Below are 15,995 nucleotides of genomic sequence, written 5' to 3'. Positions count from 1 at the left end.
GGGCAAGGGTAATAGCATGAAAAAAGCGGACTACTTGTAAATTTTAGTGATAAGCACGCTGGAGTTAATCTAAACAGACTGAGAAACATTCAAAATCTAGATCGCTTTTGTTGATTCCATTTTGAGCTACCCTTACCATTAGTGTCCTTGCCCTGTCAAACCATCAAAGTGTATTATGTAGGTACTAAGCTATCCCCTAAATAGTTACCATAACTAAATAAAACTATAATTAACTATGCAACGATCAAATATGTAGGATACATAGAACTATGTCTAAATTTCCAAGTCTATCTACTGTTAGCCGAATAAGAGGTTTGTCTGCTTTATTGCTATTTTTTTATTGATCGTAATTTTATATTCTCTAAGTACTTTGCAAACCATTGAAAAGGAAATGCATGAGTTAACTAAAGTTGATATTCCATTAAATGAAAAGATTAATGAAATAGAAATATTGCAAATTAAGCATCATTTATTGATGGAGGTCTCTGAAAGTAAATACTTTAAAAACACTGAAATTCAAAAACATTTAGGGCTTAAAAACAATATAAAAGAAAGTATTGAACATCAGATTGTACGAATTAGATTAGCTTTAAAAATCATTGAACAGGGTATAGCAAACGAACACATTGCTGTTGTCCAAACAGCACACATTTCTGCTATTGATTCAATAAAAAGATTAGATCAACTATATTCTGATTATAAAAATTACCTAGCAATTTTGCCATTAAAAAACAAAAACTTAAGTATAGAACAATGGAATCATGCCAAACAGTTAGACACGCAACTTGATAATGAGGTTGAGGCCCTTTTATTAAAGTTAGAAGAAGTTACAAAGGAAGTCTCTATTTATACCAATAAACACCTTCAACAATTTGTTATTATTAATTTTATTTTAGGACTGTGTGCTCTAATAATTGGTTCTATTATGACTCAATACATTATTAGCTCTTTCAGAAAGACATTCTCTCGAATTCATGACCATTTAGAGACAATTCGTGGTTCACTAGCCGACTCTGATGTTGAAGATGTGCCTGTTCAAGATGAAGCTAAAAAAGATGAGCTTAGATACCTAGAAAAAAACTTACAAACACTTTCCGAAAATTTGTCTCAAGAGCTAATAAATAGAAAAGACGCTGAAAATAAATTACTAGAACTTGCAACAAAAGATAGATTAACAGGGGCTTATAATAGACATCGTTGGGAAGAGCAGCTTACTCATGAGTTAAAAATAGCGTCTAGAGGCGGATTACTCGGTGTACTTGTACTAGACGTAGACCATTTCAAAAAAGTTAATGATAGTTATGGACATGATGTTGGCGACAAAGTTCTTATAAAATTAGCCCGTGAAATTACTAATGAACTCAGAGAAACAGATCTACTTTATAGACTCGGTGGTGAAGAGTTTGCTGTATTAATTCGCGGGCAAAGCAAAGAACAGTTACTCCATTGTGCTGAGCAATTAAAAGCTTATATAAGCAATATTAATTTCCCTAAAATAGATCATATAACGCTAAGTATTGGAATTACGAGTTATAAGCCAAATGATACTGAGAACACTTTTTTTAAGCGTGCTGATATTGCTCTTTACGAAGCAAAAGCTGATGGACGAAATAAAGTAAAATTTGCTTAACCCAAACCCATTTTGACCTAGTTGAGTACCATTCACTAAATACAGTACAATGCGGGTATTAAAGGCTTAGTTTACTCGTAATCCAAGCCTGTTTATTTTTAAATAGAGAATGTAATGGTAAAATCGCGCGGAAACCTATTTATTTTATCAGCCCCTTCTGGTGCTGGTAAATCAAGCTTAATCAATGCGTTATTAAAAAAGCATACTGATATGAAAGTATCGGTCTCGCACACGACTCGCTCTCCTCGCCCCGGTGAAGAAAATGGCGTGCATTATCATTTTGTCTCTACAGATGAGTTTAAAGCGCTGATTGAAAAAAATGACTTTTTTGAATGGGCTCAAGTATTTGATAATTACTATGGCACATCAAAGCAAGCTATTGAGTCGCAACTTGATGCGGGTATTGATGTGTTTTTAGATATTGATTGGCAAGGCGCGCAGCAAGTGCGCAAAATTATGCCAAGCGTACAAACCATTTTTATTCTACCTCCTTCAAAAAAAGAGCTAGAGCAGCGTTTAAATAACCGTGGCCAAGATTCGGCTGACGTTATTGCCGGACGTATGGCACAAGCACAATCTGAAACGTCACATTATAACGAGTACGACTTTGTAATTGTAAATGATGACTTTGAGAGCGCACTTGCTGATATAGAAATGATTGTGATGGCTCAACGCTTAACCCTAAAAGCCCAAGAAGATCGTCATCAAGTTTTACTAAATAGTCTGCTTAAATAATTTAAGCCTATTTAAATTAGGCTTAGGCGAGTAAAACTGATAAAAATTGAACACTGGCTATTGGCGAATGTGGCTCCTTGGAGTAAACTACGCCTTTGCTTTTAAATTATTTTTGGAGTGCTGTGATGGCCCGCGTAACAGTTGAAGATGCAGTAGATGCAGTTGGTAATCGTTTTGACTTAATTTTAGTTGCGGCTCGTCGTGCCCGCCAAATTGCTGTTGGTGGTAAAACGCCACTAGTAGACCCTGAAAACGATAAACCAACGGTTGTTGCTTTACGTGAAATTGAATTAGGTTTAGTTGATAGCGCTTCAATGGACTTAATTGACCGTGAAGAACAACAACACCAAGAAGCAGCAGAACTAGCTGCTGTTGCTGCCATTGTTGGTGGCAATCAATAATCGACCTCCCGGTCTGATTTAGCCAACGGCGCAGTATTTCTACTATAGCCGTTGGCAATCCATTCTTTTCATCGTATATTCGTAACTTACCTAATTTACTTCACTAGGGCCTGTTTATCTTTCGAGGTTAAATTTGCAGCAGCATGCTTGGTATTTAGGCAAGGCAGAGCCTATGTAGTGTGGTTATTCCCCATGCATAAGCGATAACGCAACATAAGTGCCTAACATGCTCAGCCCGAAGGGTTCTGCCTAGGGGCAATTTACTCTTTGTTGCTCGGTTTTTATTTAGCCCGCTAGGCTAAAAACCTCGCGCCGCGATTAAATCGCCCCTAGATTGAACAAATTTTAATCCTGAAAGGTCAACGGGCCCTAGAACATTGGAGTGTAAATGTATCTTTTTGAAGGTCTAAAAAAGAAAATATCAGAATACTTACCTGCTGCTGATGTAGAGCTGGTACAGAAAGCCTATGTGGTAGCCCGAGAGGCCCATGAGGGTCAAACTCGCTCAAGTGGCGAACCTTATATTACTCACCCTGTTGAAGTAACTCAAATTCTTGCCGGCATGCACCTCGACCATGAAACGCTCATGGCCGCGTTAATGCACGATGTAATTGAAGATACTGATTTTAGCCAACAAGATTTAGCTGAAATTTTTGGTGAAACGGTTGCTGAATTGGTTGAAGGTGTAAGTAAGCTCGATAAGCTCAGCTTTAAAGATAAAAAAGAATTCCAAGCCGAAAACTACCGTAAAATGATTATGGCTATGACTCAAGACATACGAGTTATTTTAATCAAGCTTGCTGATAGAACGCATAATATGCGTACATTGGGTGCTCTTCGCCCCGATAAACGCCGCCGTATAGCACGCGAAACACTAGAAATATACGCGCCGATAGCAAACCGCTTAGGTATTCACGACATTAAAAATGAGCTTGAAGATTTAGGTTTTCAAGCTCTATATCCTATGCGCCATCGTGCACTTAAATCTGAAGTTGCAAAAGCACGTGGTAATCGAAAAGAAGTTATTTCAAATATTCAAAACGAAATTGAAGCGCGCCTTGAAGAGTCAGGCATAAAAGCGACGGTATCGGGCCGCGAAAAGCACCTTTATAGTATTTATAAAAAAATGCTTAATAAAGAACTGTTATTTAACGAAGTCATGGATATTTACGCGTTTAGAATTGCGGTTGACTCTATGGATACGTGTTATCGCGTATTAGGTGTTGCTCACAGCCTTTATAAGCCTATTGAAACGCGCTTTAAAGACTATATTGCAGTGCCTAAAACCAATGGCTATCAGTCACTTCATACTTCTTTAGTTGGCCCACACGGCATACCTGTTGAGATTCAAATTCGTACTCACGACATGGATCATATGGCAGACAAAGGCGTGGCCGCACACTGGATGTATAAAAAATCAGGTGATGGCGCGGGCAATACGTCACAACAACGTGCTCGCCAATGGATGCAAAGTTTATTAGAGCTTCAGCAAAGTGCTGGCTCATCATTTGAATTTATAGAAAATGTAAAAACTGAGCTATTCCCTGAAGAAATTTACGTATTTACGCCAGATGGCCGAATCGTTGAATTACCAATGGGCGCAACAGCTGTTGATTTTGCATACGCTGTACATACTGACGTTGGAAATACGTGCGTAGGGGCAAGAGTAAATCGCAAACCTTACCCTTTGAGTAAAGCGCTTGATACCGGCCAAACAGTAGAAGTAATTACTAGCTCTGGGGCTCACCCAAATGCAACTTGGCTAAACTTTATTGTTACCGGTAAAGCACGGTTAGGCATTCGTAACTACCTTAAGAGTCAGCATCACGAGGAAGCGCTGTTATTGGGCAGGCGTTTACTCGACTCCGCACTTGGTGAAAATAAGTTCGACAGTATTCCTGATGAGAATATAGCGCGAGTACTTGAAGAACATGAACTTTCTACACTACTTGAGTTACTAGTAGCAATAGGCTCTGGTAATCTGATGAGCATGTTAATTGCTAAACGCTTATTACAAAACGAAAACGATGATTTAACAGACATTACCAACCAAGCCAAAGCAACCATTATTGGCACCGAAGGTATGTTAGTTAATTACTCTAAGTGTTGCCGCCCTGTACCTGGGGATGCAATAACTGCACATATAAGCCAAGGCAAAGGATTAACTGTTCATCGCCAGGAATGTAAAAATATTCGCGGCTGGGAAAGTGAGCGCTCTAAATACTTAGTTGTAAAGTGGGACGATAATCCAGAGAAAGAATATATCGCAGCCCTTAGAGTCGAGATTATTAATCATCAAGGGGCGCTTGCAAAGTTAACCAATGTTGTTGCGACTACCCAAGCCAATATTGTGGAAATAGCCACTGATGAAAAAGAAAGTAATTTATACGTGATAGATTTAGGGGTTACCGTTAAAAACCGTATCCACGTTGCTAACATTATGCGACGCATTCGCGTTATGCCTGATGTACAAAAAGTCTATCGTAAAAAATAAAATAGGAAACACATGAATAAAGCATTTATTTCTACCGACAAAGCGCCTGCAGCAATAGGCACATATAGCCAAGCAGTTAAAGTAGGAACGGCTGTCTACTTATCGGGTCAAATACCATTAGTGCCTGAGACTATGGAAGTTATTTCGGAAGACTTTGGCGAACAAACACATCAAGTATTTAAAAACATTGCTGCTGTATGTGAAGAAGCTGGGGGTCAGATACACGACCTAGTTAAGGTGAATATTTACCTTACTGATTTATCTAACTTTGCTATTGTTAACGAAGTAATGAGCCAATACTTCAAACAACCATACCCTGCTCGTGCCGCAATTGGTGTGCGTGCATTGCCAAAAGGTGTGCAAGTTGAGATAGATGGAATAATGGAACTACCTTCAACTAATTAGTATTACCTACGAGCTATGGTCCCAGCTATAGCTCTATTTCTCCATAACCTCGTTTTGTTTTCTTGACTCAAAAGTAAATTTCTAGCAATCTGTTATTATGTAATATACTCAAACTTAACTTAAGTAGTAGAGAAGGATTAACTAGTGTTTAAGCTTGCTCATAATGGAAATATTTTACTTGATGTAAGTAAGCACGCTCCGCCGAGTGCTGCGTTCGTGATTGAAGCTCTCGAAATGTCGACTTTTTGTGACTGTAAAATCGATCATGAAGCCATAAACAACTTCTTCAAAAATAAAAATACTGAGTCAGTTTTAGTTGTTGCAACTAAGTACGATGCCGTAATCAAAATAGAAATTAGCGATGATAAAATGCTAGCTATAGGCGAGCTCACTCTCGCTCAGGGCGGTAAGCAGCTAAGCCTAGATGATGCGAAAAAACACCTTGTTAAAGCTGGAATAGTTCGTGGCTACAAGCAAGTATTTTTAGAACAATTACTAGAAAAACAAGCCGAGCTATCACCTGGGACAATCGTTAAAGGTACTCTCGCCAAAGGGCGGCTTCCAAGTGATGGATTAGCGACAAAATTAGTAACAGTGGTAGAAACCCTAAAAGATCGTTTAAACGCGCCAAAATTAAAAGAAGATGGCAGCGTTGATATGCGTGACTTTGGAAAACTCGCAAGTGTAGAACCTGGTACAGTACTTATTCGACAGCACCCCGCAACCCCTGGTAAAGAGGGCTTCACAGTAGTCGGTGATATACTTACCGCTAAACCTGGTGAAAATAAACAACTGGTCGCAGGTGAAGGCACTGAAATATCAAAATTAAACCCTATGGAATTAGTCTCTACTATTGCCGGCGTTCCTGTAGAAATTAATAACGGAATGCGTGTAGATGATATTTTTACAATATCTGATGTAAATGTGAAAAGTGGCCATATCGACTTTGAAGGCAGTGTGATTGTTACACGAAACATCGATCCTGGTATGAAAATAAACGCAAAAGGCGATATTACTATTTTAGGTACTGTCGAATCAGGAGAGCTTACTGCTGGCGGTAATATCACTGTGAAGCAAGGTGTAATTGGCCATCAAAAGCTTGAGGATAAATCGTTATCCTGCAAATTAGTTTGTGCTGGAGATGTCCATGTTTCTCATTCACAGTATTGTTATATAGAAGCAGCTAACATATTTATTGATCGCCAAACTAGCCACTGTGTTATGAAAGCGAAAAAATTACTACAAGTTGGTCAAACAGACTTACCTAAAGGTAAAATTTTTGGTGGTGAAATACTGGATGCTACAACGCTCATTGCTGGTGAAATCGGAAACGAATCAGGCGCAAAAATGGCAATAAATTTAGCAGCTTCAGGCGCTGAAATAACTGCTGACACAGACAATTGCTTTAAAGATTTAGCAAATACAGATCAACAATTAGATACTCTTCAAGCTGCTCTCGAAAAAGCTGATTTAGTTAAAGATATTGATAAAAAGAATCAGCTAATTGCCAAAATTGGCGCTACACAACTGCATTATTGCCAACAGGCTGAACAATTAGAAAAACGCCTTTCGAGCTTAGATCATGAGTTACATGATTTGCTTAGTGATGCAAACCTTGCTGTTAACACTGTTTTGCATTCTGGAGTAGAAATTCATATTTTTAATAAAGTACTCAAAACAATCCGTAATTACCCACCATGCAATGTAAAGTTTTTGAATAATAAAGTAGAAATCGAGTTTAAAACACACTAGAAATGAGTGCAAATACAGGCACTCAAATCAATAGCTCCTCATATACCCTAAAGTAAATCACTTACTGTATCGTAAGTTTTATTTGGCCACACACTAACCTGTACTTGTCCAATATGTTGCTTTTGCAGTAGTAACATAGCCAAGCGCGACTGCCCTATTCCACCGCCAATTGTTTGCGGAAATTTACTTTGTAGTAGCGCTTTATGCCAATCAAACTCTAAGCGGTCTTCATCTCCAGTTGTACTTAACTGCGCTTTTAAAACCTCAGGGCTTACACGTATACCCATTGATGAAATTTCAAATGCATCTTCAAGTACTGGATTCCATACTAAAATATCACCATTTAAACCCATGTATTGATCGCATGTTGGCGTAGACCAATCATCGTAATCTGGGGCTCTTACATCGTGAATTTTGCCATCTCCGAGTGCGCCACCAATACCAATTAAAAATACAGCACCATATTCTTGTGCAATGGCTTTTTCGCGTTGCTTAGCGCTAAAGTCAGGATACATTTTACGTAGCTCTTCACTGTGTACAAACTTAATATTGTCCGGTAAAAAAGGCGTCAAACCATAAGACTCACTTACAAAAGCTTCCGTCTCTTTTATACCTTTATAAATAGATTGAACAGTTTGCTTTAGTGTTGCCAGCGAACGCTCTGTCGTTTTGTTAATTACTTTTTCCCAATCCCATTGATCAACATATACAGAATGAATAGGACTTAATGAATCTTCATCTGGGCGCAAAGCTTTCATTTGAGTGTAAATACCCTCACCAACACCAAAGCCATAAGTTGCGAGTGTTTTACGTTTCCACTTAGCCAGTGAATGCACCACTTCGTAGCGGCTATCTGAAATCGCTTTCACATTTACAGCAACTGCGTTTTCATGGCCGCTTAAGTTATCTTGCGTGCCGTCGCCAACCTTAGCCAAAATTGGGGCTTGAACCTCAACCAGCCCAAGTTGGGTTTCTAGTTGCTGTGAAAAAAATTGCTTAACTTTACTTATTTGCTGCTGTTGCTGGACATAGTGTGAACTCATAATAATTGGCCTCATTCCCAGTTATTGTTACTTGCTTAATTGATAAAAACGCCCTAATGAGCGCCTTTAATGAAGTTAATGTAACGATTTAAAGGATTAATTCAATATCCCATAACAAAAATAGCTTTAATATATAAAAAGCATTAATTAAGTGGTATAAAAACCATATATTCGATAATTTTATGACAAATATATAATGGAAAATTATTTAATCGATAATCTCGATAAACAGATACTTCATGCGTTAATGGCAAATGCCCGTACTGCGTATGCCGAATTAGCAAAAAGATTTAATGTAAGCGCAGGGACAATTCACGTAAGAATTGAAAAAATGAAGCAAGCAGGGATCATTATAGGCACCCAATTAACGATTAATACTAAACAGCTGGGCTACGATGTGTGCTGCTTTATAGGCATTAATTTAAATAACGCACGTGATTACCCGCAAACGCTTATAAAGCTAGAAGCATTAGAGGAAGTGGTAGAGGCTTATTACACAACAGGTAACTACAGTATATTTATAAAGGTAATGACAAAGTCCATTGATCACTTACAAGATGTGCTGATTAATAAAATACAGGCAATAGAAGCCATTCAGTCAACAGAAACACTTATTTCTCTACAAAATCCAATTAGCCGTACGGTAATGCCTTAACTGCAAAAATCTCGTATAATTGCCGAAAAAAGAGGATAACCATGCAGCAAACTCGCTATCAAAGAATCGAAGACGTACTTTCGCGCCGTCAAACAGACCTAACCGTGTGTTTAGAAGACGTGCACAAACACCATAACTTATCTGCAATAGTACGAAGTGCTGATGCGGTTGGTTGCCATCACGTACATGCTGTATGGCCTGAAAAGCAAAAATGGCTAACAAATAATACCTCAGGTGGCAGTAAAAACTGGCTAGAGACGCACTTACATAGAAATATTGATGATGCCGTTACTGCAATGCGTGAACGCAATCCAGAAATACAAATACTCGCAACTCATCTATCAGAAGATGCCGTTGATTTTAGAGAAGTAGATTACACCAAGCCAACGGCTATTATTGTTGGACAAGAAAAAACAGGGATCTCAGAAAAAGCCCTAGAATATGCTGATCAAAATATTATTATTCCAATGCAAGGCATGGTGCAATCACTAAATGTTTCAGTTGCTGCTGCGCTAATATTGTTTGAAGCACAGCGCCAGCGTGAACTTGCAGGTTTATATAATAGAGATATGTTGAGCGCTGAAGTTAAACATCCACTTTACTTTGAAGGCTGCCACCCTATTATCGCAAGGCAGTGTAAACAAAAAAATTACCTTACCCTGCACTTGATGAAAACGGCGAAATAGTCGCTGATGAGCAATTTTGGCAAGCTTTAAAACATACTTGATGCACTTACACTCTGTAAGTACACTTAATCTACATTAAATAATAAAAGTTGAGCCTAATTTGTCTAAACCTAGCTTAAGCCAATACCCAATAACAGAACTTAAAGGGGTTGGTCCAAAAATGGCCGAGCGCTTGTTGAAGCTAGGTATTTTAACTGTACAAGATATGCTCTTTCATTTACCACTTCGCTACGAAGATCGCACTCGCTTATACGCAATTAATGAGCTGCTACTTCATAGTCATGTAAGTGTGGAAGCAACAATTGAAACAAGCCAAATCACGTTTGGTAAAAGGCGCATGCTTGTTTGCCAAATCAATGATGGTACTGGCAGGCTAACACTACGATTTTTTAATTTTACCGCCGCACAAAAAAACGCATTTAGTGCTGGTAAAATAATACGTTGCTTTGGTGAAGTGCGCCGTGGCCGTGTTGGCTTTGAAATGAGCCATCCTGAATACAGCATCAGCGATACCTCTAACGAGCAACCTGTAGCGACGACATTAACGCCCGTTTATTCAACAACCGAAGGTTTAAAGCAACTATCGATTAGAGCTTTAAGCGAACAGGCGATTGATTTACTAAATAAATATTCAGTAGAAGAACTACTGCCTTCACAGTGGCAGCCATCAAATATGCCACTAAGTGACGCTTTATTATTACTGCACCGCCCACCAAATGATGTTGATGTAACTGCATTAGAACAAGGTACTCACCCTGCTCAACAGCGCCTTGTATTTGAGGAGTTACTTGCTCAAAACCTCAGCTTATTAAAAGTACGAGAGCAAGGGCAACAAGTTAAAGCCGTGGCATTAAATCCGGTAAACACATTAGAAAGCCAATTTTTAGAGCAACTTCCTTTTGCACCCACAAATGCGCAAAGCCGCGTAGTTGCTGAAATTAAAGGTGACATGCAACACGCGTATCCAATGATGCGTTTAGTACAAGGCGATGTAGGCTCAGGTAAAACCCTAGTAGCAGCACTGAGTGCACTAACAGCCATTGCGCAGGGCTTTCAAGTCGCTTTAATGGCTCCTACTGAAATTTTATCAGAGCAACATGGCGTTAATTTTACAACGTGGTTTAATCAACTAGGTATAACCGTTGCTTGGCTTGGCGGTAAAACAAAAGGCAAAGAGCGCGTAGCAACACTTGAAAAAATAGCCTCTGGTGAGGCGCAAATGATTGTAGGTACTCACGCTTTATTTCAAGATGAAGTTAAGTTTAATAACTTAGTGCTTATCGTTATTGATGAACAACACCGCTTTGGTGTTCATCAGCGTTTATCACTGCGTGAAAAAGGTAAGTTTGGTGATTGCTATCCCCATCAACTTGTCATGACTGCAACACCCATCCCACGCACACTCGCTATGACAGCGTATGCCGACTTAGAAACCTCTGTAATTGATGAGTTACCACCAGGGCGTACGCCAATTACAACAGTGGCACTTCCAGACACTCGCAGAGACGATATTATTGCCCGCGTTAAATTGGCGTGTAACGAGCAAGGTCGACAGGTTTATTGGGTATGTACACTTATAGATGAATCTGAAGTACTGCAATGCCAAGCCGCCGAAGACAGTGCACTGCAATTAAAAGAAGCATTACCAGAGCTAAACGTAGGCTTAGTACATGGGCGAATGAAATCAGCTGAAAAACAAGCCATTATGAGCGAGTTTAAGGCAGGTAATATACATGTTTTAGTTGCCACTACCGTTATTGAAGTTGGTGTAGATGTTCCTAATGCGAGCTTAATCATTATAGAAAACCCTGAGCGCTTAGGCTTAGCGCAGTTACACCAATTACGTGGGCGAGTTGGCCGTGGCGCTACTGCATCGCATTGCGTGCTTTTATACCACGCACCACTGTCTCATACTGCTCAAAAGCGATTAGGTGTACTACGCGATAGTAACGATGGCTTTGTGATAGCAGAGCGCGATTTAGAAATTCGTGGCCCTGGTGAAGTTCTCGGCACAAAGCAAACTGGTTTAGCAGAATTCAAAATTGCAGACTTAACGCGCGACAAACAAACACTTAATCAAGTAAGAACTATCGCGCAGAAAATGCTAAAACAATACCCTCAACATGTAGATCCTCTGATTCATAGGTGGCTTGGCAATAAGTCAAACTACGCACAAGCATAACCCTCATTGAAATATATTTTCACTTTTCTGCAGACGTAAAAAAGCCCGACTATTTATAGTCGGGCTTTCTACAATGTGAAGTCGGTGCGCTACGCAGTAGAATGTCGTAGTACCCACAGCGGTAGAAAGTCACAGTGAAATGCTACACTATCTTTGTGTCGTGGCGGCCTTCCGTGGGGCTCGCCTTCGAGCTGTTTTGTTTCACTACTGAGTTCGGTATGGGCTCTGGCTACCGCTTTTATTTTCACTTTTCTGCAGACGTAAAAAAGCCCGACTATTTCTAGTCGGGCTCTCTACAATTTGAAGCCTGGTAATGTCCTACTTTCACATAGCAAATGCTACACTATCATCGGCGCTGTTTCGTTTCACTACTGAGTTCGGCATGGAGTCAGGTGGGTCCAAAACGCTATTGTCACCAAGCAAATTTGGGCGTTAATCCGTATCTCTACGCACTAACTGAATTTGGAAAATATCTGATAATATTTTTTAAGTCTTTCTAAGTAATATCTACTTTAGTTATATTAACTTCTGTCTAAACTGTCGCATAAAACGCGTTTGGCGTTGTATGGTTAAGCCTCACGGGTAATTAGTACAAGTTAGCTTAATGGCTCACACCACTTCCACATCTTGCCTATCAACGTTGTAGTCTTCAACGGCCCTTCAGAGACTTTAAAAGTCTAGTGAGAACTCATCTCGAGGCCTGCTTCGCGCTTAGATGCTTTCAGCGCTTATCAGTTCCGAACGTAGCTACCGGGCAATGCCATTGGCATGACAACCCGAACACCAGCGGTTCGTTCACTCCGGTCCTCTCGTACTAGGAGCAACCCCTCTCAATTCTCAAACGCCCACGGCAGATAGGGACCGAACTGTCTCACGACGTTCTAAACCCAGCTCGCGTACCACTTTAAATGGCGAACAGCCATACCCTTGGGACCGACTTCAGCCCCAGGATGTGATGAGCCGACATCGAGGTGCCAAACACCGCCGTCGATATGAACTCTTGGGCGGTATCAGCCTGTTATCCCCGGAGTACCTTTTATCCGTTGAGCGATGGCCCTTCCATTCAGAACCACCGGATCACTATGACCTACTTTCGTACCTGCTCGACGTGTCTGTCTCGCAGTTAAGCTGGCTTCTACCATTACACTAACCGTACGATGTCCGACCGTACTTAGCCAACCTTCGTGCTCCTCCGTTACTCTTTAGGAGGAGACCGCCCCAGTCAAACTACCCACCAGGCACTGTCCGTAACCCCGATTCAGGGGCCAACGTTAGAACATCAAAACTACAAGGGTGGTATTTCAAGGTTGACTCCAACAAAACTAGCGTCTCATCTTCAAAGTCTCCCACCTATCCTACACATGTAGGTTCAATGTTCAGTGCCAAGCTGTAGTAAAGGTTCACGGGGTCTTTCCGTCTAGCCGCGGGTACACAGCATCTTCACTGCGATTTCAATTTCACTGAGTCTCGGGTGGAGACAGCGTGGCCATGGTTACACCATTCGTGCAGGTCGGAACTTACCCGACAAGGAATTTCGCTACCTTAGGACCGTTATAGTTACGGCCGCCGTTTACCGGGGCTTCGATCAAGAGCTTCTCCCTAAGGATAACCCCATCAATTAACCTTCCGGCACCGGGCAGGTGTCACACCGTATACGTCATCTTGCGATTTTGCACAGTGCTGTGTTTTTAATAAACAGTCCCAGCCACCTGGTCACTGCGGCTCCCGTCCGCTTAGAGAGCAAGTCTCATCACAGATAGGAGCGTACCTTCTCCCGAAGTTACGGTACGATTTTGCCTAGTTCCTTCACCCGAGTTCTCTCAAGCGCCTTAGTATTCTCTACCTGACCACCTGTGTCGGTTTGGGGTACGATTCCATATAATCTGAAGCTTAGAGGCTTTTCCTGGAAGTATGGCATCAGCAACTTCATCACCGTAGTGACTCGTCTCGTGTCTCAGGTTTAGTGTTCGTCCGGATTTACCTAAACAAACGCCCTACTCACTTTCACATAGACTACCAACGCTATGCTTGCTTAGCCTGCTCCGTCCCCCCATCGCAATTATATCGAGTACAGAAATATTAATCTGTTTCCCATCGACTACGCCTTTCGGCCTCGCCTTAGGGGTCGACTTACCCTACCCTGATTAACATGGGATAGGAACCCTTGGTCTTCCGGCGTGGGAGTTTTTCACTCCCATTATCGTTACTCATGTCAGCATTCGCACTTCTGATACGTCCAGCATACCTCCCGGTACACCTTCAACCGCTTACAGAACGCTCCCCTACCACTCAGAATAAATTCTGAATCCGCAGCTTCGGTGCATAGTTTAGCCCCGTTACATCTTCCGCGCAGACCGACTCGACCAGTGAGCTATTACGCTTTCTTTAAAGGATGGCTGCTTCTAAGCCAACCTCCTGGCTGTCTGGGCCTTTCCACATCGTTTCCCACTTAACTATGACTTTGGGACCTTAGCTGGCGGTCTGGGTTGTTTCCCTCTTCACGACGGACGTTAGCACCCGCCGTGTGTCTCCCGGATATTACTTTACGGTATTCGGAGTTTGCAAAGGGTTGGTAAGTCGGGATGACCCCCTAGCCTTAACAGTGCTCTACCCCCGTAAGTATTCGTCCGAGGCTCTACCTAAATAGATTTCGGGGAGAACCAGCTATCTCCCGGTTTGATTAGCCTTTCACTCCTAGCCACAGGTCATCCCCTAACTTTTCAACGTTAGTGGGTTCGGTCCTCCAGTTGATGTTACTCAACCTTCAACCTGCCCATGGCTAGATCACCGGGTTTCGGGTCTATACCTTGCAACTATTCGCCCAGTTAAGACTCGGTTTCCCTACGGCTACCCTATTCGGTTAACCTCGCTACAAAATATAAGTCGCTGACCCATTATACAAAAGGTACGCAGTCACCCAACAAGTGGGCTCCTACTGCTTGTACGTACACGGTTTCAGGTTCTATTTCACTCCCCTCACAGGGGTTCTTTTCGCCTTTCCCTCACGGTACTGGTTCACTATCGGTCAGTTGGGAGTATTTAGCCTTAGATGATGGTCCACCTATATTCAGTCAAAGTTTCACGTGCTCCGACCTACTCGATTTCACTTAAAATGTCTTTTCATGTACGGGACTATCACCCTGTATCGTGGCGCTTTCCAGCAGCCTTCCATTAACACATAATAAGCTTAAGGGCTGTTCCGATTTCGCTCGCCGCTACTTTCGGAATCTCGGTTGATTTCTTTTCCTACGGGTACTTAGATGTTTCAGTTCTCCGCGTTCGCCTCGTTAACCTATGTATTCAGTTAACGATACCTGCAAGCAGGTGGGTTTCCCCATTCGGAAATCCTAGTCTCAAGCGCTTTTTACTAGCTTGACTAGGCTTATCGCAAGTTAATACGTCCTTCATCGCCTCCAACTGCCAAGGCATCCACCGTGTACGCTTAGTCACTTAACCATACAACCCAAACGGGTCTTTGTTTTGTGACAGTTTAACTTCGCCAGAAGTCAATATTGAATACTAAAGTAGATACCAATCAATCAACGTAAAACGTTAATTAAATGGCACTCAATGGTACTGCTACCATTGTTTTTTTACTTTTGAAAACTCTTGATAAATACAATGTATTCATCAGAATTTTATTATCAGCTTTTCCAAATTTTTAAAGAGCAAGAGATACAAAAACCTCTCAAAATTAAACACACTCTATTCTCAGGCGGTTAATGGCCCGATAAAGAATATTTATTTTTAAGAAGTAAAAGTGGTGGAGCTAAGCAGGATCGAACTGCTGACCTCCTGCGTGCAAGGCAGGCGCTCTCCCAGCTGAGCTATAGCCCCACATATGCTGGTACTTACTGTTTTAACCATCTTCTTGATTAGACAAGAAGTGGTGGGTCTGAGTAGATTTGAACTACCGACCTCACCCTTATCAGGGGTGCGCTCTAACCAGCTGAGCTACAGACCCAAAACAATAAGTGTTGTTCTCTTTACAATAACAATCATCTGTGTGGAC

General features: G+C 41.2%; 9 protein-coding genes, 2 tRNA genes, 2 rRNA genes and 1 pseudogene. 9 read left to right on the top strand and 5 right to left on the bottom strand.

Annotated features, from left to right (window positions below; all coding sequences use genetic code 11):
* Positions 1-370 precede the first annotated feature (370 nt).
* From P4S71_RS10590 to P4S71_RS10565, 6 genes are all read left to right on the top strand, one after another.
* Positions 371-1,630, top strand: coding sequence for a GGDEF domain-containing protein (locus P4S71_RS10590; protein WP_337150627.1), 1,260 nt, complete (start codon positions 371-373; stop codon positions 1,628-1,630).
* 114 nt (positions 1,631-1,744) lie between these two features.
* Entirely contained in the window at positions 1,745-2,365 is a 621-nt protein-coding gene (gmk, locus tag P4S71_RS10585) for a guanylate kinase (RefSeq protein WP_337119743.1), read from the top strand.
* A gap of 125 nt (positions 2,366-2,490) precedes the next feature.
* On the top strand, positions 2,491-2,766 hold the full coding sequence (gene rpoZ, locus P4S71_RS10580; RefSeq protein WP_007378835.1) for a DNA-directed RNA polymerase subunit omega: 276 nt from the start codon (positions 2,491-2,493) through the stop codon (positions 2,764-2,766).
* A gap of 388 nt (positions 2,767-3,154) precedes the next feature.
* Positions 3,155-5,260 (top strand): bifunctional GTP diphosphokinase/guanosine-3',5'-bis pyrophosphate 3'-pyrophosphohydrolase, encoded by a 2,106-nt coding sequence (spoT, locus tag P4S71_RS10575; protein WP_337150626.1) that lies wholly within the window; start codon positions 3,155-3,157, stop codon positions 5,258-5,260.
* A 12-nt stretch (positions 5,261-5,272) separates the two neighbouring features.
* Positions 5,273-5,665, top strand: coding sequence for a RidA family protein (locus tag P4S71_RS10570; RefSeq protein ID WP_007378833.1), 393 nt, complete (start codon positions 5,273-5,275; stop codon positions 5,663-5,665).
* A gap of 144 nt (positions 5,666-5,809) precedes the next feature.
* Positions 5,810-7,417: a DUF342 domain-containing protein gene (locus P4S71_RS10565; protein WP_337150625.1), complete on the top strand. Its 1,608-nt coding sequence runs from the start codon at positions 5,810-5,812 to the stop codon at positions 7,415-7,417.
* Between the two features lie 47 nt (positions 7,418-7,464).
* On the opposite strand, the gene asnA is transcribed toward P4S71_RS10565, so the two are convergent.
* Positions 7,465-8,460, bottom strand: a complete 996-nt coding sequence (gene asnA / locus P4S71_RS10560; protein ID WP_337150624.1) for an aspartate--ammonia ligase — start codon at positions 8,458-8,460, stop codon at positions 7,465-7,467.
* A 196-nt stretch (positions 8,461-8,656) separates the two neighbouring features.
* On the opposite strand from asnA, the gene asnC reads away from it, so the two are divergent.
* From asnC to recG, 3 genes and pseudogenes are all read left to right on the top strand, one after another.
* Positions 8,657-9,115, top strand: coding sequence for a transcriptional regulator AsnC (gene asnC / locus P4S71_RS10555; protein WP_007378830.1), 459 nt, complete (start codon positions 8,657-8,659; stop codon positions 9,113-9,115).
* A 41-nt stretch (positions 9,116-9,156) separates the two neighbouring features.
* A pseudogene (trmH, locus tag P4S71_RS10550) lies at positions 9,157-9,842 on the top strand (tRNA (guanosine(18)-2'-O)-methyltransferase TrmH).
* A 59-nt stretch (positions 9,843-9,901) separates the two neighbouring features.
* The gene (gene recG, locus P4S71_RS10545; protein WP_337150623.1) at positions 9,902-11,983 is read left to right on the top strand and encodes an ATP-dependent DNA helicase RecG; all 2,082 of its coding nucleotides are present in this window, start codon (positions 9,902-9,904) and stop codon (positions 11,981-11,983) included.
* Between the two features lie 305 nt (positions 11,984-12,288).
* Here the strand turns inward: recG and rrf are convergent.
* From rrf to P4S71_RS10525, 4 genes are all read right to left on the bottom strand, one after another.
* Positions 12,289-12,403 (bottom strand): 5S ribosomal RNA (gene rrf / locus P4S71_RS10540).
* A 145-nt stretch (positions 12,404-12,548) separates the two neighbouring features.
* Positions 12,549-15,439: ribosomal RNA gene (locus P4S71_RS10535) — 23S ribosomal RNA — on the bottom strand.
* 305 nt (positions 15,440-15,744) lie between these two features.
* Positions 15,745-15,820: transfer RNA gene (locus tag P4S71_RS10530), tRNA-Ala, on the bottom strand.
* A gap of 50 nt (positions 15,821-15,870) precedes the next feature.
* Positions 15,871-15,947 (bottom strand) — tRNA-Ile (locus P4S71_RS10525).
* Positions 15,948-15,995: the final 48 nt, after the last annotated feature.

The sequence above is a fragment of the Pseudoalteromonas sp. B62 genome (assembly GCF_037162565.1).
GTDB lineage: Bacteria > Pseudomonadota > Gammaproteobacteria > Enterobacterales > Alteromonadaceae > Pseudoalteromonas > Pseudoalteromonas fuliginea.
Note: the sequence above shows the minus strand (reverse complement) of the source record. Positions and strands in the feature narration are given on the sequence as shown.